At 67.7% G+C, this 19,753-nt stretch carries 26 protein-coding genes and 1 pseudogene; 17 read left to right on the top strand and 10 right to left on the bottom strand.

The annotated features are described in order from the left end of the window. Positions 1 to 7: 7 nt before the first annotated feature. The 5 genes from J2X45_RS12690 (at position 8) to J2X45_RS12670 (ending at position 3,765) form a co-directional block, all read left to right on the top strand. Positions 8 to 451: a MarR family winged helix-turn-helix transcriptional regulator gene (locus J2X45_RS12690; protein ID WP_310215216.1), complete on the top strand. Its 444-nt coding sequence runs from the start codon at positions 8 to 10 to the stop codon at positions 449 to 451. Beyond that, complete coding sequence (locus J2X45_RS12685; protein ID WP_310215213.1) at positions 448 to 1,218, top strand: enoyl-CoA hydratase-related protein; 771 nt, start codon at positions 448 to 450, stop codon at positions 1,216 to 1,218. The genes J2X45_RS12690 and J2X45_RS12685 overlap by 4 nt, the downstream gene beginning before the upstream one ends. Positions 1,219 to 1,424: 206 nt before the next feature. Continuing rightward, a complete protein-coding gene (locus J2X45_RS12680; protein WP_310215211.1) occupies positions 1,425 to 2,396 on the top strand; it encodes an SDR family NAD(P)-dependent oxidoreductase in 972 nt (323 codons plus the stop codon). Next, entirely contained in the window at positions 2,396 to 2,911 is a 516-nt protein-coding gene (locus J2X45_RS12675; protein ID WP_310215210.1) for a hypothetical protein, read from the top strand. The genes J2X45_RS12680 and J2X45_RS12675 overlap by 1 nt, the downstream gene beginning before the upstream one ends. After that, positions 2,908 to 3,765 carry an NAD(P)-dependent oxidoreductase gene (locus J2X45_RS12670; RefSeq protein ID WP_310215209.1) on the top strand — a complete coding sequence of 286 codons (858 nt, stop codon included), beginning with the start codon at positions 2,908 to 2,910 and terminating at the stop codon, positions 3,763 to 3,765. Before J2X45_RS12675 ends, J2X45_RS12670 begins: the two co-directional genes overlap by 4 nt. Before the next feature lie 101 nt (positions 3,766 to 3,866). On the opposite strand, the gene J2X45_RS12665 is transcribed toward J2X45_RS12670, so the two are convergent. Beyond that, entirely contained in the window at positions 3,867 to 4,235 is a 369-nt protein-coding gene (locus J2X45_RS12665; protein WP_310215206.1) for a TfoX/Sxy family protein, read from the bottom strand. On the opposite strand from J2X45_RS12665, the gene J2X45_RS12660 reads away from it, so the two are divergent. Further along, positions 4,225 to 4,704, top strand: coding sequence for a GNAT family N-acetyltransferase (locus J2X45_RS12660; RefSeq protein WP_310215204.1), 480 nt, complete (start codon positions 4,225 to 4,227; stop codon positions 4,702 to 4,704). The genes J2X45_RS12665 and J2X45_RS12660 overlap by 11 nt on opposite strands. Here the strand turns inward: J2X45_RS12660 and J2X45_RS12655 are convergent, their stop codons facing one another. Then, positions 4,705 to 5,973: an MFS transporter gene (locus tag J2X45_RS12655; RefSeq protein ID WP_310215202.1), complete on the bottom strand. Its 1,269-nt coding sequence runs from the start codon at positions 5,971 to 5,973 to the stop codon at positions 4,705 to 4,707. It lies immediately after the preceding gene. A 96-nt stretch (positions 5,974 to 6,069) separates the two neighbouring features. Here J2X45_RS12655 and J2X45_RS12650 point away from each other — a divergent pair, with 96 nt between their 5' ends. The 7 genes from J2X45_RS12650 (at position 6,070) to J2X45_RS12620 (ending at position 10,704) form a co-directional block, all read left to right on the top strand. Next, on the top strand, positions 6,070 to 6,114 hold the full coding sequence (locus J2X45_RS12650) for a hypothetical protein (protein WP_024265543.1): 45 nt from the start codon (positions 6,070 to 6,072) through the stop codon (positions 6,112 to 6,114). Positions 6,115 to 6,176: 62 nt separating this feature from the next. After that, positions 6,177 to 6,707 (top strand): N-acetyltransferase, encoded by a 531-nt coding sequence (locus tag J2X45_RS12645; protein ID WP_310215200.1) that lies wholly within the window; start codon positions 6,177 to 6,179, stop codon positions 6,705 to 6,707. Between the two features lie 32 nt (positions 6,708 to 6,739). Next, positions 6,740 to 7,303 (top strand): DUF1285 domain-containing protein, encoded by a 564-nt coding sequence (locus J2X45_RS12640; RefSeq protein WP_310215197.1) that lies wholly within the window; start codon positions 6,740 to 6,742, stop codon positions 7,301 to 7,303. After that, positions 7,300 to 7,950: a CoA pyrophosphatase gene (locus tag J2X45_RS12635; RefSeq protein ID WP_310215195.1), complete on the top strand. Its 651-nt coding sequence runs from the start codon at positions 7,300 to 7,302 to the stop codon at positions 7,948 to 7,950. The genes J2X45_RS12640 and J2X45_RS12635 overlap by 4 nt, the downstream gene beginning before the upstream one ends. 92 nt (positions 7,951 to 8,042) lie before the next feature. Beyond that, on the top strand, positions 8,043 to 9,296 hold the full coding sequence (locus J2X45_RS12630; protein ID WP_310215194.1) for a CCA tRNA nucleotidyltransferase: 1,254 nt from the start codon (positions 8,043 to 8,045) through the stop codon (positions 9,294 to 9,296). Positions 9,297 to 9,316: 20 nt separating this feature from the next. Then, positions 9,317 to 10,021, top strand: coding sequence for a glutamine amidotransferase-related protein (locus J2X45_RS12625; RefSeq protein ID WP_310215191.1), 705 nt, complete (start codon positions 9,317 to 9,319; stop codon positions 10,019 to 10,021). Positions 10,022 to 10,062: 41 nt separating this feature from the next. Next, positions 10,063 to 10,704 carry an Isoquinoline 1-oxidoreductase subunit gene (locus J2X45_RS12620; RefSeq protein WP_310215188.1) on the top strand — a complete coding sequence of 214 codons (642 nt, stop codon included), beginning with the start codon at positions 10,063 to 10,065 and terminating at the stop codon, positions 10,702 to 10,704. 32 nt (positions 10,705 to 10,736) lie between these two features. On the opposite strand, the gene J2X45_RS12615 is transcribed toward J2X45_RS12620, so the two are convergent. The 3 genes from J2X45_RS12615 to J2X45_RS12605 form a co-directional block, all read right to left on the bottom strand. Beyond that, positions 10,737 to 11,711 carry a tetratricopeptide repeat protein gene (locus tag J2X45_RS12615; protein WP_310215316.1) on the bottom strand — a complete coding sequence of 325 codons (975 nt, stop codon included), beginning with the start codon at positions 11,709 to 11,711 and terminating at the stop codon, positions 10,737 to 10,739. Positions 11,712 to 11,851: 140 nt separating this feature from the next. Further along, complete coding sequence (locus J2X45_RS12610) at positions 11,852 to 12,250, bottom strand: hypothetical protein (protein ID WP_310215185.1); 399 nt, start codon at positions 12,248 to 12,250, stop codon at positions 11,852 to 11,854. A gap of 3 nt (positions 12,251 to 12,253) precedes the next feature. After that, a complete protein-coding gene (locus tag J2X45_RS12605; RefSeq protein ID WP_310215183.1) occupies positions 12,254 to 12,625 on the bottom strand; it encodes a DUF4870 family protein in 372 nt (123 codons plus the stop codon). A 234-nt stretch (positions 12,626 to 12,859) separates the two neighbouring features. Here J2X45_RS12605 and J2X45_RS12600 point away from each other — a divergent pair, with 234 nt between their 5' ends. Further along, a complete protein-coding gene (locus J2X45_RS12600; RefSeq protein WP_310215181.1) occupies positions 12,860 to 13,396 on the top strand; it encodes a fasciclin domain-containing protein in 537 nt (178 codons plus the stop codon). Between the two features lie 279 nt (positions 13,397 to 13,675). Here the strand turns inward: J2X45_RS12600 and J2X45_RS12595 are convergent, their stop codons facing one another. From J2X45_RS12595 to J2X45_RS12580, 4 genes are read right to left on the bottom strand one after another with little or no spacing between them, the layout of a single operon-like run. After that, positions 13,676 to 14,227 carry a hypothetical protein gene (locus J2X45_RS12595; protein ID WP_310215178.1) on the bottom strand — a complete coding sequence of 184 codons (552 nt, stop codon included), beginning with the start codon at positions 14,225 to 14,227 and terminating at the stop codon, positions 13,676 to 13,678. Next, complete coding sequence (gene folB / locus J2X45_RS12590; RefSeq protein WP_310215175.1) at positions 14,224 to 14,628, bottom strand: dihydroneopterin aldolase; 405 nt, start codon at positions 14,626 to 14,628, stop codon at positions 14,224 to 14,226. The genes J2X45_RS12595 and folB overlap by 4 nt, the downstream gene beginning before the upstream one ends. 48 nt (positions 14,629 to 14,676) lie before the next feature. Continuing rightward, positions 14,677 to 15,429, bottom strand: a complete 753-nt coding sequence (locus tag J2X45_RS12585; protein ID WP_310215172.1) for an SDR family oxidoreductase — start codon at positions 15,427 to 15,429, stop codon at positions 14,677 to 14,679. Between the two features lies 1 nt (position 15,430). Further along, a complete protein-coding gene (locus J2X45_RS12580) occupies positions 15,431 to 15,511 on the bottom strand; it encodes a hypothetical protein (protein WP_310215314.1) in 81 nt (26 codons plus the stop codon). A 193-nt stretch (positions 15,512 to 15,704) separates the two neighbouring features. On the opposite strand from J2X45_RS12580, the gene J2X45_RS12575 reads away from it, so the two are divergent. Then, positions 15,705 to 16,175, top strand: a complete 471-nt coding sequence (locus J2X45_RS12575) for an NUDIX domain-containing protein (protein WP_310215171.1) — start codon at positions 15,705 to 15,707, stop codon at positions 16,173 to 16,175. Positions 16,176 to 16,284: 109 nt separating this feature from the next. Then, positions 16,285 to 17,724, top strand: a complete 1,440-nt coding sequence (locus J2X45_RS12570) for an aldehyde dehydrogenase family protein (RefSeq protein ID WP_310215170.1) — start codon at positions 16,285 to 16,287, stop codon at positions 17,722 to 17,724. Between the two features lie 60 nt (positions 17,725 to 17,784). On the opposite strand, the gene J2X45_RS12565 is transcribed toward J2X45_RS12570, so the two are convergent. Beyond that, complete coding sequence (locus J2X45_RS12565) at positions 17,785 to 18,798, bottom strand: HNH endonuclease signature motif containing protein (RefSeq protein ID WP_310215168.1); 1,014 nt, start codon at positions 18,796 to 18,798, stop codon at positions 17,785 to 17,787. A 391-nt stretch (positions 18,799 to 19,189) separates the two neighbouring features. On the opposite strand from J2X45_RS12565, the pseudogene J2X45_RS20340 reads away from it, so the two are divergent. Further along, a pseudogene (locus J2X45_RS20340) lies at positions 19,190 to 19,505 on the top strand (hypothetical protein); the annotation flags it as partial. Between the last annotated feature and the right edge of the window lie 248 nt (positions 19,506 to 19,753).

The following is a 19,753-nucleotide window of genomic DNA, read 5'->3' as shown; positions in this document are numbered from 1 at the left end:
TTGGCGCATGTCCACGCCGCCCAACCATCGACTGGTCTTTCTGCTGAACGCCGGCCATCGGCGCGTGCAGCGCTGGATCGAAGGCAAGATGGCGGCCGAAGGCGGCCTGACGGCCGCCCAGTCGGGCGTGCTGTTCTTCCTCGGGGAGCGCGACGGCGCCTTGATCGGGGAAGCAGCCGACGCCCTCGATCTGGCTCCTTCGGCCATGACCGGCCTGATCGACCGCATGGCGCGGGCCGAGCTGGTCGAACGCCGCGCCGATCCAAAGGACGGGCGCGCCATGCGCCTGCACCTGACCGACAAGGGCCGCATCGCCCGCGACACGGCCAAGGCCGGCCTGCGCGGCGTCAATGCTCAACTCACCGAAGGCTTCACCGACGAGGAAATCAGCGTGGTCTCGCGCTGGCTGACCAGTCTGCAGACCAAGTTCCCGAAGGGAGAACCCCAATGACCGACCATGTGAAGGTGCAGATCGACGCCGGCGTGATGACAATCACCCTGGCGCGACCCGAGAAGAAGAACGCGCTGTCCAACGCCATGTACGGCGTGCTGGCCGACAGCCTGGAGGCGGCCGAGAAGGACCCGGCGATCCGCGTGGTGGTCTTCCAGGGCGACGGCGACAGCTTCACGGCCGGCAACGACCTGCAGGACTTCGCCGCCCAGGCCACCGGCGCTTTCAGCGGCGAGCGGCACGTGACCCGGTTCCTCAAGGCCCTGGCCAACGCCACGCGTCCGCTGGTCGCGGCTGTGCAGGGCCAAGCCGTCGGCGTGGGAACCACCATGCTGCTGCACTGCGACCTGGTGTTCGTCAGCCCCGACGCGCGCCTGACGACGCCGTTCGTCAATCTGGCCCTGGTGCCGGAGGCCGCGTCCAGCTGGCTGCTGCCGGCCCGGATCGGTCACGCCCGCGCCTACGCCATGTTCGCCCTCGGCGAGGCGGTCGACGGCGCCACGGCCGTGGCCTGGGGCCTGGCCAACGGTCTGGCCGACGGCGATGCGCTGCGGGCCCGCGCCCGAGCCGCCGCCGACCAGCTGGCCAAGCGTCCCCTGGGCGCCCTGACGGTGACCAAGCGCCTGATGCGCGACGCCGAGAAGATCGCCAACCTGATGGACACAGAGGGCGCGGAGTTCGCCGCGCGCCTGCAGACCGCCGAAGCCCGCGAAGCCTTCATGGCCTTCGCCGAGCGCCGTGCGCCTGACTTCAGCAAGGTCGGCTAGAGCGTGACGCCGAAAGTGGGACCCGGTTTCGGCGCAAGTCACGCTCTAAGTGTTTGATTTAGAGCCTCGTTATCGCGTCAAAACGATTCCGTTTTGACGCGCGAGGCTCTAGATCGCTCCAAGCTTAGCCCGCACGATGTCTTTGCGGATTGGCGCGGACCGGATGTAGCCTGACCGACATAACAATAGAGCGGGAGGAAACGGGCATGAGCGGACGGATCACATCGCCTTTTGGGGCCAAGTCGACGGCGCGCGAGGTTGTCGCCGGGCATGACCTTTCCGGTCGCGTGGCGATCGTCACCGGCGCGGCCACGGGGATCGGGGTGGAGACGGTGCGCGCGCTCGCCCTGGCTGGCGCGGAAGTGATCATCGCCGCCCGCAAGCCGGAGCTCGGCGAAGAGGTCGCCAACGCGATCAACGAAGAGGCCGGCTCCAAGCGGGTCAGCTTCGGCATGCTGGATCTGTCCAGCCTGGAGGCGATCCGCCACTTCGCGAACGTCTGGGGCGACCGGCGGATCGACATCCTGATCAACAACGCCGCCGTCATGGCCAGCCCGCTGATGCGCACCGCCGACGGCTTCGAGATGCAGTTCGGCACCAATCACCTGGGCCATTTCCTGCTGTCGGTGCTGCTGGCCCCGAACCTGATCGCCGGCGCCAAGGCCAGCGGCAAACCCTCGCGGCTGGTGTCGCTGTCGTCGATCGGCCACCGCCGGTCGGGAATCCATTTCGACGACCCGAACTACAACACCCGCCCCTACGAAAAGTGGGAGGCCTACGGCCAGGCCAAGACCGCCAACAGCCTGTTCGCGGTGGGTTTCGACAAGCGCTTCAAGGATCAGGGCGTCCACGCCAACGCCGTCATGCCGGGCGGCATCTTGACGCCGCTGCAGCGCCACCTGCCGATCGAAGAGCAGCGCGCCCTGGGCTGGCTGGACGAGAACGACCAGCCGCGCGAAGGCTTCAAGACGACCGAGCAGGGCGCGGCCACCAGCGTCTGGGCCGCTGTCGGCGCCGAGCTGGAGGGCGTCGGCGGGCTGTATCTGGAGGACTGCAACCAGGCTCTGCCCTGGAGCAAGGAGAAGCCCTGGACCGGCGTCATGCCGCACGCCCTGGACCCTGAGGCCGCCGATCGGCTCTGGGATCTGTCGGTTAAAACGGTCGGGGCCGGCGCCTGATGGAGCGCGCCTCGACGCTGCGCCTCGCGGGCGTGGCGGTGCTGTTGGGCGTGGCGATCGACATCGTCGCGCCCTTCCTGATCTATCCGCGCCTGGTCGGGCCCCAGCCGCATCTCGTCTACACGCTGATCGACCTGCTCTTGCTGATCGGCATGCTGGGCGCGCGGGTCCTGAGCGCCCGCGCGACGGGATTTGTGGGCCTTGCGGGCTTTGTCCTGGCGATCCTGGGCGTCCTCCTGGTGCGGACCTCGTCAGCCGAGGTGTTCGGAGAGGCGTCCTACGTGATTGCTTCGGCCGTCTGGTCGATCGGCATGGTCGTCTGGGCCGTGGACCTCTTGCGAGCCCGTGTGCTGCGACTGGCGGCGAGCTTCTGGATCGCGGCCCTGGTCGTCGGGCTGGCCGGCCTGGCGCTGAAGGATCACGGGCCCGTCGCGCACATGGCCAAGATGACCTTCCTGCTCGGCTTCGCCGCCGTCGGCGTCCAACTGTTCAAAACCCGTGGAGACCCCGCATGAGCCTCAAGAACAAGACCCTGTTCGTCACCGGCGCCTCGCGCGGCATCGGCCTGGCCATCGCGCTCCGCGCGGCCCGCGACGGGGCCAATGTGGTGATCGCGGCCAAGACCGCCGAGGCGCATCCCAAGCTGCCGGGCACCATCTACACCGCCGCCAAGGCCATCGAGGAGGCCGGCGGCAAGGCCCTGCCGCTGGTCGTCGACGTGCGCGAGGAGGCCAGCGTCCAGGACGCGGTCGACAAGGCCGTGGCCCAGTTCGGCGGCATCGACATCTGCGTCAACAACGCCTCGGCCATCTCGCTGACGCCGACCCTGATGACCGACATGAAGCGCTATGACCTGATGCACCAGATCAACACGCGCGGCACGTTCGTCACCTCCAAGGCCTGCATCCCGCACCTGAAAAAGGCCGAGAACCCGCACGTCCTGATGCTGTCGCCGCCGCTCGACATGTCGCCGCGCTGGTTCGGCTCGCACGTAGCCTACACCATGGCCAAGTTCGGCATGTCGATGTGCGTTCTGGGCATGGCCGAGGAGTTCAAGCCCGACGGGATCGCCTTCAACGCGCTCTGGCCGCGCACCGGCATCGCCACGGCCGCCATCCAGTTCGCCCTGACCGGCGAGGAGGGCCTGCGCCATTGCCGCACGCCCGAGATCATGGCCGACGCGGCCTATGCGATCTTCAACAAGCCCTCGCGGGCGTTCAGCGGCAACTTCCTGATCGACGACACCTTCCTGTACGGCGAAGGCGTGCGCGATTTCGATCATTACAAAGTCGACCCGACCGCCAGCCTGATGCCGGACTTCTTCGTGCCCGAGAGCAGCCAGCCGCCGCCGGGGGTGAAGATCGGGTGATCGAGACCCTCTCCCAGAGGGAGAGGAGGGACCCGCCGCGTAGCGGTGGGAGGTGAGGGGTTTCGTCGGCCGACGTCTTACTCCCTCTCCCACCCACGCTTTCAGCGCGGGCCCCGCCCTCTCCCCTTGGGAGAGGGTTTCTGTTTGCGCGCCGCCACGGCCAGGGACTTCCGCGCCCAGTCCAGCAGGAGGTCCTGGTCGTCCAGCGCTTCGGCGGGCGCGGTCCAGTAGGCCATGGTCTTGCCGTCCTCGAACGGCGCGAAGGCGTGGGAGCCGACCGCTTCGAACTCGGCTTTGAGGGTCTCGTCGCCCTTCAGATAGAGCACGTCATCGGCGATCAGGGCGAAGAACAAACCGTTCGCATAGACGCCGACTCCCCCGAACATGGGCCGCGCGCTGACCTGTCCCAGCGGGGCCAGCAGCTCCAGAACGAAGTCCCTGTAGTCGTCGGATACCGCCATGCCCGTCACCGTCCGTCCCGCCACCCCCGCCGACGCGGGCCTGATCCACCAGTTCATCCTCGATCTGGCCGAGTATGAGAAGCTGCTCGACACCGTACAGGCGACAGAGGCCGATACGGCGGCGGCCCTGTTCGGCGACACGGCCCGGGCCTTCGCCGACATCGCCGAGATCGACGGGCAGCCGGTCGGCTTTGCGCTATGGTTCTACAACTACTCCACCTTTGTCGGGCGACACGGGATCTACCTTGAGGACCTGTTTGTGCGGCCCTCGGCGCGGGGTTCGGGCGCGGGCAAGGCCCTGCTGGCCAACCTCGCCAGGCGCTGCATCGACGAGGGACTGGGGCGCCTGGAGTGGACGGTCCTCGACTGGAACGCGCCGTCGATCGCCTTCTATGACAGCCTGGGCGCGGCCGCGATGGACGAGTGGATCATCCGCCGCCTGACCGGCGAGCCGCTGCGCAAGCTGGCGGGCCTCTAGTTATTCCAACCGATCGGCCTTGCGCAGTTCGGGGAACAGGAAGGCCCAGATTCCCGTGACCGCCATGGCCCCGACGCCGCCGAACACCGCTGCGCCGATGGGGCCCAGCAGCCAGGCGGCCGCGCCGCTCTCGACCTCGCCCAGCTCGTTGGAGGCGCTGATGAACACGCCCGAGACGGCGGCGACGCGGCCGCGCATGGCGTCGGGGGTCACGATCTGCACCAGGGTCTGGCGGACATAGACGCTGAGCATGTCGGCCCCGCCAAGCACCGCCAGGGCCGCCACCGACAGCCACACGAGCTTGGAGAGGCCAAAGACCACGGTCGCAAGGCCGAACACGGCCACGCCCGCGAACATGATCTTGCCGGCGTGTCGGCGAATGGGATTGGCCGCCAGGTAGACGCCGACGAGACAGGCGCCGATCGCCGGCGCCGCGCGCAACAGGCCAAAGCCGCCCGGGCCGATGTGCAGCACGTCCTTGGCGAACACGGGCAGCAGCGCCGTCGCGCCGCCCAGGATCACGGCGAACAGGTCCAGCGAGATCGAGCCGAACACGATCTTGTTGTTCCAGACATAGGACAGCCCCTCCTTGATCAGCTCCATGCGCGAACCGGGCTGCTGCTCGGGCTTGGTGGGCTTGCGGATGGCCAGGGCCAGCAGGGCTGCGGTCAGGTAGAGGCCGAATGAGGCCCCGAACGCCAAGGCGGGAGAGTGGATCAGGAGCAAGCCGCCCAACGCCGGACCGCCGATGGATCCGGCCTGCCAGGACAGCGAGTTCCAGGCGATGGCCCTCGGCAGCAGAGGACGCGGCACCAGCATTGGCCCCATGGCGCTGCTGGCCGGCGAGAGGAAGGCGCGGCTGGCGCCGAACAGCACCGAGATTGCGAAGATCGGCCACAGCTGGTGCGAGCCCATCAGGGCCAGAACCAGCAGCACCCCGGCGCTGATGGCGTCCAGAGCCAGGGTGGCGGCCACGATCAGCTTGCGCGTCCGGCGGTCGGCGGTCTCGCCCGCCACCAGGGTCAGCAGGAACAGCGGCAGGAATTGCGCCAGGCCGATCATGCTGACCAGGAACGCCGACTCGCCGACCGAGCGCGTCAGGCGGGCGATAGCGTAGACCTGCCAGCCCAGCGCCACCGACTGGATCTGCACGCCCAGGGTCGAGACGAACCGCGCCGCCCAGAACAGCAGGAAGTCACGCTCCCGCAACAAGGCGCGGGTAGGGTTCTCGAGCGCGGGCTCGGGCGACGGGGCGGCGGTGTCGGACATCGCGCCGACCATACGGCCAAGTCGTCGCACTGCAACGGTGTTGACCTAGGAAAGGCTTGGCCCTACAGCGCGCGCATCTTCTGGAGGTTTCCGGGCATGCGACGCCTGCGACGAATGAAGCGCGAACGCGCCACGATCTGAAGCCCTCCCGCGCGCCTTCGTGTCGGGAGCCCCCGACGCCCTTTCGCATTTCCCGAAGGCCGATGACCTCCGTTCAAAAGTTTGCTTCTCCCGAGCCCTATCCGCCGCTGGTCCATGAGACCCCTGCGATGGAAGCGGCCGTCACCGCCCTGATCGACCGGGTCTTTGGCCCCGGCCGGTTCGCCAAATCGTCCGAGCGCCTGCGTGAGGGCAACACCCTGCTGGCCGACTGCTCGTTCGCGTCGCTGCGTGACGGCGCGCCCGTGGGCTGCGTGCGGATGTGGCCGGTGACGATCGGCGGCGAGCCTGTCGCGTTCCTGGGCCCTCTGGCCGTCGACCCCGACGAGCGCAGCGCGGGCCTGGGCCAGGCCCTGGTCGGGGCCGCCTGCGAGGCCGCCCGCGCCGCCGGCTGGCGCGCGGTGCTGCTGGTGGGCGATGGTCCCTATTTCGGGCGGGTGGGGTTCAGCAACGCGCACACGGCGGGCGTCGTGATGCCCGGTCCCGTGGATCAGCGCCGCGTGCTGCTGCTGCCGCTGCGCGAGGGCGGCGACCAAGGCCTTTCGGGCCTCGTCGCCGTTGACCCTCGCGCTTGAGCCGGAGCGTCGGACGGCCTAACTGAACGGGCATGACCGACACGCCCTTCAAGTCTGGCCTGGATGGCGTCGCTCAATCCGTGAAAGCGGCGGGCGAGCGCGGCCTGCCGCCCGTCCATCTCTGGAACCCGCCGCACTGCGGCGAGATCGACATCCGGATCCGCAAGGACGGCGTCTGGTTCCACGAGGGCACGCCGATCGGCCGCGAGGCGCTGGTGCGCCTTTTCTCGACCGTGCTGCGCCTCGACCCCGACGGCTACCACCTGGTGACGCCGGTCGAGAAGATGAAGATCACCGTCGAGGACGCGCCGTTCATCGCCGTGCGCGTGGACCGCGAGGGCGAGGATCTCGTCTTCCAGACCAATGTCGGCGACACGGTGAAAGCCAGCGCCGACAATCCGATCCGCGTCACGATCGACGAAGCGAGCGGCGAGCCTCGGCCCTATGTCCATGTCCGCCGGGGGCTGGAGGCGCTGATCGCGCGGGCGGTGTTCTATGAGCTGGCCGAGCTGGCGGTGGAGCAGGACGGCGTCTGGGGCGTGCGCTCGGGCGGGGCCTTCTTCCCGATCGCCGCGCCCGGCAAGGGCTTGGCATGACCCGCGAAGAGCGCCGCGCCTGGATCACCAGCCGCCTGCATCCGATTGCGGGTTATGATCCCAGCCTCGCCAATCCCCTGCGCTCGGACTTCGATCTCAATCCGGGCCTGAAGGCCGACAATCCGCACGCCCTGCGTCCGGCCGCCGTCCTGGTGGGTCTGGTCGAGCATGACGACGGCCCGACCGTGCTGCTGACCCGGCGCGCCGACACCCTGCGCAGCCACACCGGCCAGATCGCCTTTCCGGGCGGGCGCTGTGATCCCGGCGAAACGCCTTGGGGCACGGCGCTGCGCGAGGCGCAGGAAGAGGTCGGGCTGGATCCCGCCCTCGTGACGGTCGCCGGCCTGCTGCACGGCTACCAGACCGTGACCGGCTTTCACGTGACGCCCGTGGTGGGCTTCATCGATCCCAAGGCGACCTTCACGCCCAGTCCCGAAGAGGTCGCGGACGTCTTCGAGACGCCGTTCGACTTCCTGATGGACCCGGCCAATCACCAGCGCCAGCATCGCGAAGTTCCGGGTGGCCCTCGGCGTCACTTCTACGCCATGCCGTGGAACGATCGGTTCATCTGGGGCGCGACGGCGGGCATGCTGCGCTCGCTGTACGAGGCCCTCAACGACGAAACCGGACGGACCTCCTCCGAATAGGGTGTTTCTTGTCTGGCGAAGCCGGGGCTTCCTGGCCTAACAATGTCGCCCCTTCCTCGGAGGGGATCGCACGCGTGAGTGGGAGTCAGGCGTTGAGCAGTGAGACGATCGGCGACGCGCCCTGGATCGCGCTTCCGGAGACCAAGGCGGTCATCGCCGCGTTGGAGACGCGCGGCTACGCCGGCTGCGCGCGGTTCGTGGGCGGCTGCGTCCGCAACACGGTGATGGGCAAGCCGGTCGATGACATCGACATCGCCACGACCCTGACGCCCGATCTTGTCATCGACGCCCTGGAGCAGGCGGGGCTGCGCGCCATCCCGACCGGCGTCGACCACGGCACCATCACGGCGGTGTCCGGCGGTCGCCCCTACGAGATCACCACCCTGCGCAAGGACGTCTCGACCGACGGCCGCCGGGCGGTGGTGGCCTTCACCCAGGACTGGAACCAGGACGCCGAGCGGCGCGACTTCCGCTTCAACGCGCTCTACGCCGATCCGGAAGGGCGGATCTATGATCCGACCGGCGAGGGGATCCGCGACGCCCATGAGGGCCGGGTGGTGTTCGTCGGCGATCCGATGACCCGCATCCGCGAGGACTATCTGCGTATCCTGCGCTTCTTCCGCTTCCAGGCCTGGTACGGCCGGGGCGAGCCGGACCAGAAGGGCCTGGCGGCGTGCAAGGCGCTGAAGGGCATGGTTTCGGGACGCGCCGCCGAGCGCACCCAGAAGGAGCTGATGAAGATGCTGGCGGCGGACGATCCGCGTCCGGCCTTCCGCCTGATGGCGGCCACCAGCGTGCTCTCCTCGATCCTGCCGTCGGTGAAGTCGCTGGCCCGCTTCGAGGCCCTGGTCGGCATCGAGACCGAGCAACTGTTCGAGAACGATCCGGACCTGCGCCTGGCGGCGCTCATCCCCGACGATCCCAAGATCGCCGAGCAGCTGGCCGAGCGCCTGCGCCTGCCCAACAATGTGCGGGACCGTCTGGTCGAGGCCGTGGGCAAGAACCCGCGCGTGGTCTCGTGGATGAGCCCGCGCGAGGCGCGTCGGGCCGTCTATGGCCTGGGAACCCGCACCTTCTGTGATCGCGTCAAGCTCGCCTGGGCCGGCTCGGGGCGCGACTCGACCGCGCCGCAATGGCGGGCCCTGCTGGCCCTGGCCGAGACCTGGACCCCGCCGGCCTTCCCGCTGTCGGGCGAGGAGGTGATGAAGGCCGGCGTGCCCAAGGGGCCGATGGTCGGCGAGGTGATGCGCGAGATCGAGCTCTGGTGGATCGACCAGGACTTCATCGAGGACAAGTTCAGCGCCATCGAACGCCTCAAGGCCGTCGCCCAGGGCATGGTCTACTGACGGCCGTGACGACGCGCGTCTTGAAGATCGGCCTGCTGGAAACGGGCGAGCCTCCGGGCCCGTTAAAGGCGACCTATGGCGGCTATGGCGCGATGTTCGAGGCCTTGTTGGGCGATGGGCACGCCTACCGCGCCTACGACGTTCAGGGCGGGGAACTGCCGACGCATCCGGGCGAGAACGACGCCTATGTAATCACCGGCTCCTCGGCGGGGGTCTATGACCCGCTGCCCTGGATCGAGCCGCTCAAGGTGTTCCTGCGTGCGGCGCGGGGCGAGACGCCTCTGGTGGGGGTCTGTTTTGGCCATCAGGTCATGGCCGAGGCGTTTGGCGGCAAGGTCGAAAAATCGTCCAAGGGCTGGGGCGTCGGCCTTCAGGCCTATGCGGTCGCCGAGCGCGCCGCCTGGATGGATGACGCCGCGCAGGTGGCTGTGCCCGGGTCGCACCAGGACCAGGTCGTGGACCTGCCGCCGACGGCCCGAGTCCTCGCAGGCAGCGCGTTCACGCCTTACGGCATCCTCGCCTACGAGAACGAACGGGCGATCTCGATGCAGTTCCACCCGGAATTCACGCCCGACTACGCCAAGGCCTTGATCGAGGCGCGGCGTGGAACGCGCTACACCGATCCGCAGGCGGACGCGGCGATCGCCAGTCTGGATGGCTCCAACGATCGCGCGCGGATGGCCGACTGGATCCGCCGTTTCCTCGCGCAGGAAACCGCACGCTAAGCTGAGGCGTTCGCTCTCCGGCACTGCTGGAGGGAAACGCCATGCGTATCGCTATGATCGCCATTGTCGTCGGAGGTCTGACGGCCGCAGGCGCGGTCGTCGCCGCAGGTGTCGCTGCGCCGCAGGCCGCCCCCGAGAACGCGTCGGGCCTTCGCAGCGTCTCCAGCTTCCAATCGATCAAGGACCCCGCCGCGCGGTCGCTCGCCCTGTTCGAAGAGGCGGGCAAGGTGATCCAGAGCCCGCGCTGCCTGAACTGTCACCCGGTCGAGCGCGCCCCCACCCAGGGCGACGACCTGCGTCCGCACAATCCGCCGATGGTGGCGGGCGACAGCGGTCATGGCCCCGCGAGCCTGCCCTGCTTCTCTTGTCACACCGCCGCGAACGTCCCGGCCTGGGGTGATCGCATCAGGAGCATTCCAGGTGATCCGAAGTGGGCGTTGGCGCCGGCCGAAATGGCCTGGCAGGGCAAGTCGCTGGGAGCGATCTGCGCCCAGATCAAAAACCCGGCCGCCAACGGGGGGAAAACCCTGGCGCAGATCCATCACCATATGGCTGAGGATCATCTCGTGGGCTGGGGTTGGAACCCAGGCGCGGGCCGGACGCCGGCCCCGGGGACCCAGGCCCAGTTCGGAGCCTTGATCAAGGCGTGGATCGATACCGGCGCCAAGTGTCCGAAGGCCTGAGGTCGAGAGGCCGGCCCGCGCGCGGCGGAAAATCAGGTCGAGATGCGCGCTTCCAGCTCGTTGAGGCGGGCGCGGGTGGCCGCGAGGTCCGGGCCGAAGCGCGCCGGATCGGCGGCCGCCAAGCGCCCGGCGATGTCGTAGCTTTCGCGGTAGAGATCCAGCGCCCGCATGCGATGGCCGCGATCCTCGCGCAGGTCGGCGAGACGCTCCAGATTGACCGACAGGGCGCGCTGGGCGTTGGCGTCGCCGGCCTCGCGGCCACCGCGTGAGCGGCGCAGGGCGAGGGCTTCTTCGAAGGCCGACAGAGCGGCGTCGAGGCGTCCTTCGGCCTCGGCGACATCGCCAACGCCCGATAGCGCCCCGGCCAAAAGCTCGGTGCTGGCGTCGGTCGGCCGCGTCTGGCGCACCTGGCGCGCGTAGGCCACGGCCGTCTCATAGGCTTCGCTGGCCTCGTCCAGCTGGCCCTGGGCGCGGGCGAAGTCGCCGAGGTCGCGATGGACGATGGCCAGTTCCTCGTCGGTGTGGGCCGCGCGCTTCATCGCCGCCAGCAGGCGGGCGCACTCGCCCCAGGAGTCCTCCCGGCTCAGCGTCACCAGGCGCATGCGCATTTCGGCGAAGGTCTTGGGTTGAGGCGCGGGGGCCGGCGCGGCAGCGGCCGGCGGCGCGGCGTGGGCGAGCGGGGCTGCAATGGCTTGGGCGCCGAGCGCGGGCGCGACAGCCGGGCTGGCGATCGGCGGCGCCTCGTCTGCAAGCTCCAGACCCAGAGTCGCCGGCGCGGTCTTGCGCGGCTTGCGCTTGGGGCGGGGAAGCAGGGCGGCGACGATGAGCACCCCGCCCACGATCGCCGCCGCCACGCCGACAGAGGGTCGATGCGGTTCGAACGGACCAAGGTCGAGATTCGTGGCCCATGTCCCCAGCGAGCCCCAGCCCGCCACCACGTATCCCGCCGACGCCAGGATCAGCCCCAAGATGATCCCAACCAGTCGCGCCAACATCGCGTCCCCCAGACGTTCGCCCACCATGGGCGTCCCTCCGCCAGGCCGCACTAGTCATCCGGCGGCCCCGACCCCGTCGAGCCGTCTCAACCGGCAGGGGAATGGAGCCGCGCGAATGATCCGTGGACGGGCGCCGGGCGGAGAAGGCGCCTCTAAATCAACCAGCTACGCGGGCGCGGGTACGCCTCGCCGCGGGTGAGATAGTAGATTCCCATCACGCAGCGAACCACGAACCAGACGCCCACGGCGCCCATGATCGCGATACCGGCCATCAGCACCGGAATGCCCACCAGCAGCAGGCTCAGCGGCGCGCCGAAGATGGTCATCATCAGGCCGATCAGGAACCAGGCGATGGCCAGCCAGAAGGTCCGGATCGCGAAGGTGTAGTGGCTGGCGTTGATCGGGCCTGCGGCGTCGCGGTTCACATAGGCCAGGATCAGCCCGACAAAGAAGGTCAGGCCGTTGGTGAAGCCCAGCAGGTAGAGGCCGTAGACGACGGCGGGCAGGACCTTGTCTTCTTCAACGCGAGGCGTAATGGCGGCGTCGGTCATGGCTTAGAGCATCCAGTTCTTGGGTGTGGGATAGGGTTGGCCCTTCAGCAGATGCGAAAGGCCGACAACGGCGCGGACGATGACCCAGAGGCCGACCGCGACCAGCATCACGACGCCGATCCCGACGACGGTGAGCAGGCCGGAAATCAGGCTGAACAGCAGCGCCAGCCAGAAGGTGCGGATCTGGAACTCATAGTGGCTGGCCAGCCAGTCGGGCGCGCCCTTGCGGCTGATATAGGCCAGGATGGCGGCGATCAGGCAGGTGAAGCCGCCGGTCACCGCGCCCGCGATATGCAACGCATAGATCGCGATGGGCAGGGCCTTGTCGTCCGGCAGCGTGGGCGGAACGGCGGTGTCTGGAGTGGGGTCTGTCACGGTTGAGCCTGGAATAACTTCGTCATCCGGATCGTCGCGCTGATCGGACCGCGATGCAAATGAAGGTGGCGTCATGAAGGCGATGTCACGTTCAGCGGGTTTTTCGAACCTTACAAAAAAGTCATTCGCGGGGATTGATCCGGCGCCGCCCCGGGGCCGTAATCATGATCAGACCGCGCGCCGTCGACTTCTTCAGTTCCCCCAACCCGAAGACTTGATGGAAGGTTTCATAAGATGATGCGTTCGATGCAACGCCGGGCCGCCGTGCTGGCCCTGGCCGCCGCCGCCGTGGCCGGTCCCGCGCTCGCCGATCACCACGGCGCCAAGCCGAACATCGTCGGCGTGGCCGCCGGCAACGCCGACTTCTCGACTCTGGTCACCGCCGTGAAGGCCGCCGACCTGGTCGGCACGCTCTCGGGCGCTGGTCCGTTCACGGTCTTCGCCCCGACCAACGCCGCCTTCGGCAAGCTGCCGGCCGGTACGGTCCAGACCCTGGTGAAGCCGGAGAACAAGGCCACCCTGACCAAGATCCTGACCTGCCACGTCGTGGCCGGCAAGGTTGAGGCCAAGACCCTGCTGGGCGCCATCCAGGCGAACGGCGGCAGCTACACGATCAACACCGTGGGCGGCTGCGCCTTCAAGGCCGCCGTCGAAGGCGGCAAGGTCGTCATCACCGACGAGAAGGGCGGCAAGAGCACCGTCACCGCCACCGACGTCGGCGCCAGCAACGGCGTCATCCACGTCATCGACAGCGTGCTGATGCCGCGCTGATAGACCCGTTCAGGTCTCCCAGAAGGGGCGCTCCGGCCGAAAGGTCGGGGCGCTCTTTTCGTATGGCTGAACTTGCGTTGGATGTCGGCGCTGGCTCGGACGGAAATCCTCGTTCGCAGTTTATCCTCGGGCCGACCTCCGGTCGGTCCCGGGGGACACGCTCAGGATGAGGATTTTGTGCGGGCCGGGACGAGCACTAGCCCTCACCCTGAGCTTGTCGAAGGGCGAGGGCGGCGTCCACAACGCTGACAACGCGCGACCTCAAACGCGCCTGTCCTCTCAGGGCAAAAGGTCGGCGGGCGGATCGCGCGGGTCGAAGGCCGCCGGCCGCGCCAGCCAGGGCAGGGCGGCGAACAGCAGGATCAGGACGAACGCCATCCGCGAAGCCATGTCCACGCCGACGGCCGCCATGCCGGCGGTCAGCGAGAACAGCAGGGTCGCCGCCGCGCCGAAGGCCAAGAGGCCCATGACGAAGGTCAGGGCCGTGCGCGCCTCCAGCCGCGCGAGGCCAAAGCGGGCGCGCGGCGACAGGTCCGCGCCGACAGCGGCGATGGCGCGCGCCAGCACCGAGAAGGCCGCCAGCCGATCCTCGAACCGTCCAGGTCCGGCATAGCTCTGCGAGGGGATCAGCAGCCGGCGGCGGCCGAACACCAGCAACAGCACGCGGCGACGTCCGTCCGGCGCCAGCGATAGGCTGTAACGGGTCAGGCCGGACAGCGGAAAGCGGCGTTCGAGCTTGCCGCGTGTCTCGATCAGCGTCCCGGCCTCCAGGGTCCAGACCGTCTCGGGCTGGAACGGGGCGAGCCGGGCGCTGAAGGCGATCATGGTCACGCGCGGACGGCGGTGATCTCGACGCCGGCGGCGGCGGCGTGCGGGGCGAGCGCCAGGGGCTTTTCCACCCGCACCCGGGCGCGGGTGACGCGGGGATCGGCGAAACAGGCCTGGGCCAGGCGCTCGGCGAAGGTCTCGACGAGGTCGATATGGCCCTCGCCCACGATGGCGCGGGCGGCCTCGCCGATGGTCTCGTAGTTCACCGTGTCGCCCAGGCGCTCGCAGTGACTGGCGGCCACGTCCAGCTCGACATCGACCACCAGCGGCTGCAGGCGGCCATGCTCGTGGTCATAGACGCCGATCTGGGCGTCGACCTTGAGGCCGCGCACGAAGACCTTGGTCACGATGATGCGGGCGATGTCGGCGGCGGGCGCGGGGTCGGCGAGGGGCGAAGCGGCCAAGGCGCGGCCTTTCTTTCAACGGGTCGAGCCTGTTGTTCCAGGCAGGCTCTAGGGAGCAACGATATCGGGCGTCTTCCAGCCCAGGTGCTGGCCGCCGTCCACGGCGATCATCTGTCCCGTGACCGAGGACGCGTCAATCAGATAGCGCAGGGCGGCGGCGACCTCTTCGGGGCTGGCGCGCCGCTGCAACAGCACGCCCGCCGCTTCGGCCTCGAACTCGCCCGGCGCCTGGTGCACCGACGGCAGGGTCGGTCCGGGGCCGATGGCGTTGACGCGGATACGCGGCGCCAGGGCCTGGGCCAGGGTCTGGGTCGCCCACCACAGGCCCGCCTTGCTGAGCGTGTAGCTGAAGAACTGTGGATTGGGCCGCCAGACGCGCTGGTCGATCAGGTTGACCACCAGGCCCTGGCGATCCGCCGGCAGGGCCCCCGCCATCGCCTCGGCCAGCACGATCGGCGCGCGCAGATTGGTCTCGAGGTGGCGGTCCCAGGTGGCCCGCGACAGGCCGCCGACGCGGTCGTCCTCGAAGGCCGAGGCGTTGTTGATCAGGAGGGTGAGCGGACCCAGCGGGGCGGCCTGGGCCACAAGGCTGCGGGTCTCATTCTCGTCCGCCAGGTCGGCGCGGACCAGCAGGGCGCGGCGGCCCAGGTCCTGGACGGCGCGCGCGGTCTCTTCGGCCTCATCAGCCGAGGCGCGGTAGTGGATGGCGACGTCGTAGCCGGCGCGCGCGGCCTCCAGGGCCAGGACCTGGCCGATCCGGCGTCCCGCGCCGGTGACCAGGGCCGCGCCGCGTGAGGTCATCTTAGTCGATGCGACCGAACTCGGTCAGGTTCAGGCCCATGACGACGAGCAGGAAGAGAGCGATGACACCGATCGCGATCATGGCGCGGCTCCGAAAAGAGAAAATGGTCGTCTGGGCTTTAGCGGCGCGCGGGCCTGACCGCAAGCGGTGGAGCCGCCCGCGTTCTTCGACAAGCTCAGGATGAGGGTGAGTGTCGCCTGCGGTTGCTGGAAAACCTCATCCTGAGCCTGTCGAAGGACGAGGTTTTCGGCTCACCGACTGCTATCAAGCCCCCATGCTCTGGCGCCGACGCATCGAACCGTTCACCCGCCCGCTGGTCTATGCCTGGTTCCGCCTGGCGCGGGGGCTGACGCTGGGCGTGCGGGCCGTGGTCACCGACGACGACGGCAAGGTCCTTCTCATCCAGCACACCTACGTCAAGGGCTGGTACCTGCCCGGCGGCGGGGTCGAGCGCGGCGAGACGGCCGAGACCGCCGTGATCCGAGAACTGGCCGAGGAGGCCGGGGTCCGCGCCCTCTCGCGTCCGCGCCTGGTTTCCGCCCACAGCAACGAGGCCCTGCACCCCGGCGACCACGTGCTGCTCTACCGGGTCGAAGCCTGGGAGCCCTGCCCGTCGGACGCGGCGGGCGAGATCCACGCCGTCGGCTGGTTCGACCTCCACGACCTGCCGCACGAAACCACCCGCGCGACCCGCAAGCGCATCGCCGAGGCGCTGCACGGGGACGAGACCGATCCGATGTGGTGAGGCGCTTGTTCCCCCTTTCCACCTGAACGCCGATCACATTAAATGGCTGTTTGAAACCGTCCGCCGCGTCTCCCAACTAAGAGCGGACCCAGAGGGCAGGAGCGAAGGCATGCGCGAGTATACGAAGTTCTATATCGACGGCGCCTGGGTCGACCCGGCCCAGCCCAAGACGCTGGACGTCATCAACCCGGCCACCGAAGAGGTTTGCGGCGTCATCTCGATGGGCTCGGAAGCCGACGTCGACAAGGCCGTCCGCGCCGCCCGCAAGGCCTTCGCCAGCTTCAGCCAGACCAGCCGCGAAGAGCGCATCGACATCCTCGAGCGCATCGTCGCCGAGTACCAGAAGCGCTTCGAGGACATGGCCAAGGCCATCACCGAAGAGATGGGCGCCCCCGCGTGGCTGGCCCAGCGCGCCCAGGCCGCCATGGGCATCGGCCACGTTCAGACCGCCGCCGCCGTGCTCAAGAATTACAAGTTCGAGGAAGATCGCGGCACGACCCGGATCGTCAAGGAGCCGATCGGCGTCTGCGCGTTCATCACGCCGTGGAACTGGCCGGTGAACCAGATCGCCTGCAAGGTCGCCCCGGCCATCGCCACCGGCTGCACCATGGTGCTCAAGCCCTCGGAAATCGCGCCGTTCAGCGGCTATATCTGGACCGAGATCCTGCACGCCGCCGGCGTTCCGGCAGGCGTCTTCAACCTCGTCAACGGTGACGGCCCCACGGTCGGCGCGGCGATGTCCAGCCATCCGGAAGTCGACATGGTCTCGTTCACCGGCTCGACCCGCGCCGGCATCGAGGTGGCCAAGAACGCCGCCCCGACCGTCAAGCGCGTCCACCAGGAGCTGGGCGGCAAGAGCCCCAACATCATCCTCGACGACGCCGACTTCCAGCGCGCCGTCGCCGGCGGCGTCGCCTCGGTGATGATGAACTCGGGCCAGTCGTGCAACGCCCCGACGCGGATGCTGGTGCCCGGCCAGCGCATGGACGAGGTCATCGCCATCGCCAAGGCCGCGGCCGAGGCCCACACGGTCGGCGACCCGAACGGCAACCACAAGATGGGCCCGGTGGTCTCCGAGACCCAGTGGAACAAGATCCAGGGCCTGATCCAGAAGGGCATCGACGAGGGCGCCACCCTGGTCACCGGCGGCGTGGGCCGTCCCGAAGGCCTGGACAAGGGCTACTATGTGAAGCCCACCGTCTTCGCCAACGTCACCAACGAGATGACCATCGCCAAGGAAGAGATCTTCGGCCCCGTCGTCTCGATCCTGGGCTACGACACGGTCGAGGAAGCCGTCACCGTCGGCAACGACACCGAGTATGGCCTGGCGGCCTATGTCTCGGGCGGCGATCCTGAGGCGGTCCGCAAGGTGGCGTCGAAGCTGCGCGCCGGCCAGGTGAACCTGAATGGCGCAAGTCCTGACATGATGGCCCCGTTCGGCGGCTACAAGATGAGCGGCAACGGCCGCGAATGGGGCGACCACGCCTTCGGCGAGTTCCTGGAGACCAAGGCGATCCTCGGCTACTCGGCGAAGGTGGCGGCGGAGTAGGCTTGCTCTGTTGCTGATTTAGACGGAGAGGGCGGGGCCGGGAGGCTCCGCCTTTTTTGTTCAAGGCGTGTAGCTGTCGCTTTTGTCACGGTTGCAGTCGAAGCAGGTTAGGCGAATATTATGTTCTTCAGAGCTTCCGCCTTTTGATACTGGAATTATGTGATCGAATTCCACCTCGGTATCCTGAAGCTTCTTTTGGCAATGTTGGCATCGGTAATCGTCGCGGCGAACAATTCGCATCATTTTGGCGAAGCCCAGATGGCCGCGCCCGATCCTTCTTTGCTCTTCCGTTTCAGTCATTGCTTCTGCTGCAAAGAATACAGGGCATATATGGCCGAAAATATTACAGCTTCCGTCTGAAAATGCTTGCGGTATAGTCTCGGGGTATTCTGCTGATGAAAATTTATCTACCTGCTTTTGAAACCAAGCTCGACGTGCAGGCTCCAAAGGAGAGCGATCGTCCATATGCCCAGTTCTTAGGGCTTCTTCCATGTTGTTTCGTTGTTCTTCGGCAATTTTTAGAATTTCGCTCCATATTTCGGGAGGAAAGTCCGCCTCGTCCAATGCGCGATCTAGATCAAGGCTAAATGGTGCGCGGTAAATATGGACGGGAGTAATATCCGCGCCCAACCAAGCATGCATCTGCTCCTCTTCATCTTCTAAAGACCCTGCATGCTCAATTCGCTTCTTATTGCGAAGCGTGTTGAGAGCTTGGTGAAGAAGTAGCTCCTCGTCCTCCAGCCATTCTTGATACATCTCACGCCACTCGTCCGTGAGCGGCTTGCTCTCGCCAACGGTGTCGGTTTCGAGGCACTTCCTAAAGTATATTTGCTGCTCTTCCATTTCCGAGCGCAATGGTGGGAGGATCGGCAGTTGCTCTACAAGAGGGCCATATGGGCAATATTTAAGTTCCCAGCAGGGCTTGCAGACGCGGCTAGTCCTTTCCTTCCAGTCCTCATAAATCTCATCGTCAGTATCCGAGGTGCCATATCCCAGGCGCGATTTGATGCTGGGGTGGATAGGAGGGCCCCGTCGCCTTTTTCGTGTATTCATAACTCCTCCCTGCTGAATCATCTCGACCCTCCCAGGGTCGGACCCAACCTTACGTCTCTTGGAGGCAGCAGCGTGCCGGACTGACCAGGTCAGTCAAGGACCGCTCTCCGAGCGGCCGCTCCGCGGCGGCGAAGCCGTCCTTGAGTGACCTGGTCAGTCCGGCGATCGTCTCGCCGTGAGATGTAAGGATGGCTCCCTTCCCGGGGCGGGAAGGGGCCTCGCGCACACCCTCTCCCATGGGGAGAGGGCCGGGGAGAGGGGGTAAGCCGCTCGCCGGAGCGCCGGCAGGGTGTCGTAATCCCTCTCCCTCCCATCCCGACTTTCGTCGGGACGGGCCCCGCCCTCTCCCGCCGGGAGAGGGATCCGGGCCTTTTGGTCCCCCCGGCCAGGCCGTGGGGCGATCGGCTCAAAAATCCTCCCCCCAGCGGGGGAGGTGTCGGCTCGAAGAGACGACGGAGGGGGAAGAGGCGGGGTCAGCAGAACTTCCCCCTCCGTCCGCTGCGCGGACACCTCCCCCGCTGGGGGGAGGATTTTACGGGGATTGGCGGGCTTGAGCGCTCGGAATTGGCGGAACCGAAGCCAGCAAAATCAACCACTTCTAACTTTTACGCGCCAACTTATCCCCGGCGTCAAAACCCGCCCCATACTGAACTCATCCCTGTCGCGGGGGAGGGCGTATGGATCCGGCCCAATACGGCGGCGGGGCTAGGTTGAGCGGGGCCGCGTTCGGCGCCCGGGAGGTTTGGTCTGGTCGTGCGGCTTACTCTTTAGGAGCGCGCACGAGAGGCCGGGCCGCTTGGGATCACGTCGGAGGCGGAGCGACAGGGCGGTGATCGTACAAGCCGCCTATCGTGGATCGTCGGGCTGGACACGGAAGTCGCCGCTCCAGTTGATCCGCGCCCGTCCGGGGGCTCCTGGGGTCCCGAGCTGAAAGACGCTCACGCCCCCCATCCTCACGGGCAAGAACAACCTGGCG

This window comes from Caulobacter sp. BE264 (assembly GCF_031457805.1).
Taxonomy (GTDB): domain Bacteria; phylum Pseudomonadota; class Alphaproteobacteria; order Caulobacterales; family Caulobacteraceae; genus Caulobacter.
Note: the sequence above shows the minus strand (reverse complement) of the source record. Positions and strands in the feature narration are given on the sequence as shown.

Excerpts from the sequence above, each read along its gene's own strand:
- J2X45_RS12690 (WP_310215216.1), top strand. The coding sequence starts at position 8 with ATGTCCACGCCGCCCAACCATCGACTGGTCTTTCTGCTGAACGCCGGC.
- J2X45_RS12685 (WP_310215213.1), top strand. The coding sequence starts at position 448 with ATGACCGACCATGTGAAGGTGCAGATCGACGCCGGCGTGATGACAATC.
- J2X45_RS12680 (WP_310215211.1), top strand. The coding sequence starts at position 1,425 with ATGAGCGGACGGATCACATCGCCTTTTGGGGCCAAGTCGACGGCGCGC.
- J2X45_RS12675 (WP_310215210.1), top strand. The coding sequence starts at position 2,396 with ATGGAGCGCGCCTCGACGCTGCGCCTCGCGGGCGTGGCGGTGCTGTTG.
- J2X45_RS12670 (WP_310215209.1), top strand. The coding sequence starts at position 2,908 with ATGAGCCTCAAGAACAAGACCCTGTTCGTCACCGGCGCCTCGCGCGGC.
- J2X45_RS12660 (WP_310215204.1), top strand. The coding sequence starts at position 4,225 with ATGCCCGTCACCGTCCGTCCCGCCACCCCCGCCGACGCGGGCCTGATC.
- J2X45_RS12655 (WP_310215202.1), bottom strand. The coding sequence starts at position 5,973 with ATGTCCGACACCGCCGCCCCGTCGCCCGAGCCCGCGCTCGAGAACCCT.
- J2X45_RS12645 (WP_310215200.1), top strand. The coding sequence starts at position 6,177 with ATGACCTCCGTTCAAAAGTTTGCTTCTCCCGAGCCCTATCCGCCGCTG.
- J2X45_RS12640 (WP_310215197.1), top strand. The coding sequence starts at position 6,740 with ATGACCGACACGCCCTTCAAGTCTGGCCTGGATGGCGTCGCTCAATCC.
- J2X45_RS12635 (WP_310215195.1), top strand. The coding sequence starts at position 7,300 with ATGACCCGCGAAGAGCGCCGCGCCTGGATCACCAGCCGCCTGCATCCG.
- J2X45_RS12620 (WP_310215188.1), top strand. The coding sequence starts at position 10,063 with ATGCGTATCGCTATGATCGCCATTGTCGTCGGAGGTCTGACGGCCGCA.
- J2X45_RS12610 (WP_310215185.1), bottom strand. The coding sequence starts at position 12,250 with ATGACCGACGCCGCCATTACGCCTCGCGTTGAAGAAGACAAGGTCCTG.
- J2X45_RS12600 (WP_310215181.1), top strand. The coding sequence starts at position 12,860 with ATGATGCGTTCGATGCAACGCCGGGCCGCCGTGCTGGCCCTGGCCGCC.
- J2X45_RS12585 (WP_310215172.1), bottom strand. The coding sequence starts at position 15,429 with ATGACCTCACGCGGCGCGGCCCTGGTCACCGGCGCGGGACGCCGGATC.
- J2X45_RS12580 (WP_310215314.1), bottom strand. The coding sequence starts at position 15,511 with ATGATCGCGATCGGTGTCATCGCTCTCTTCCTGCTCGTCGTCATGGGC.
- J2X45_RS12575 (WP_310215171.1), top strand. The coding sequence starts at position 15,705 with ATGCTCTGGCGCCGACGCATCGAACCGTTCACCCGCCCGCTGGTCTAT.
- J2X45_RS12570 (WP_310215170.1), top strand. The coding sequence starts at position 16,285 with ATGCGCGAGTATACGAAGTTCTATATCGACGGCGCCTGGGTCGACCCG.
- J2X45_RS12565 (WP_310215168.1), bottom strand. The coding sequence starts at position 18,798 with ATGATTCAGCAGGGAGGAGTTATGAATACACGAAAAAGGCGACGGGGC.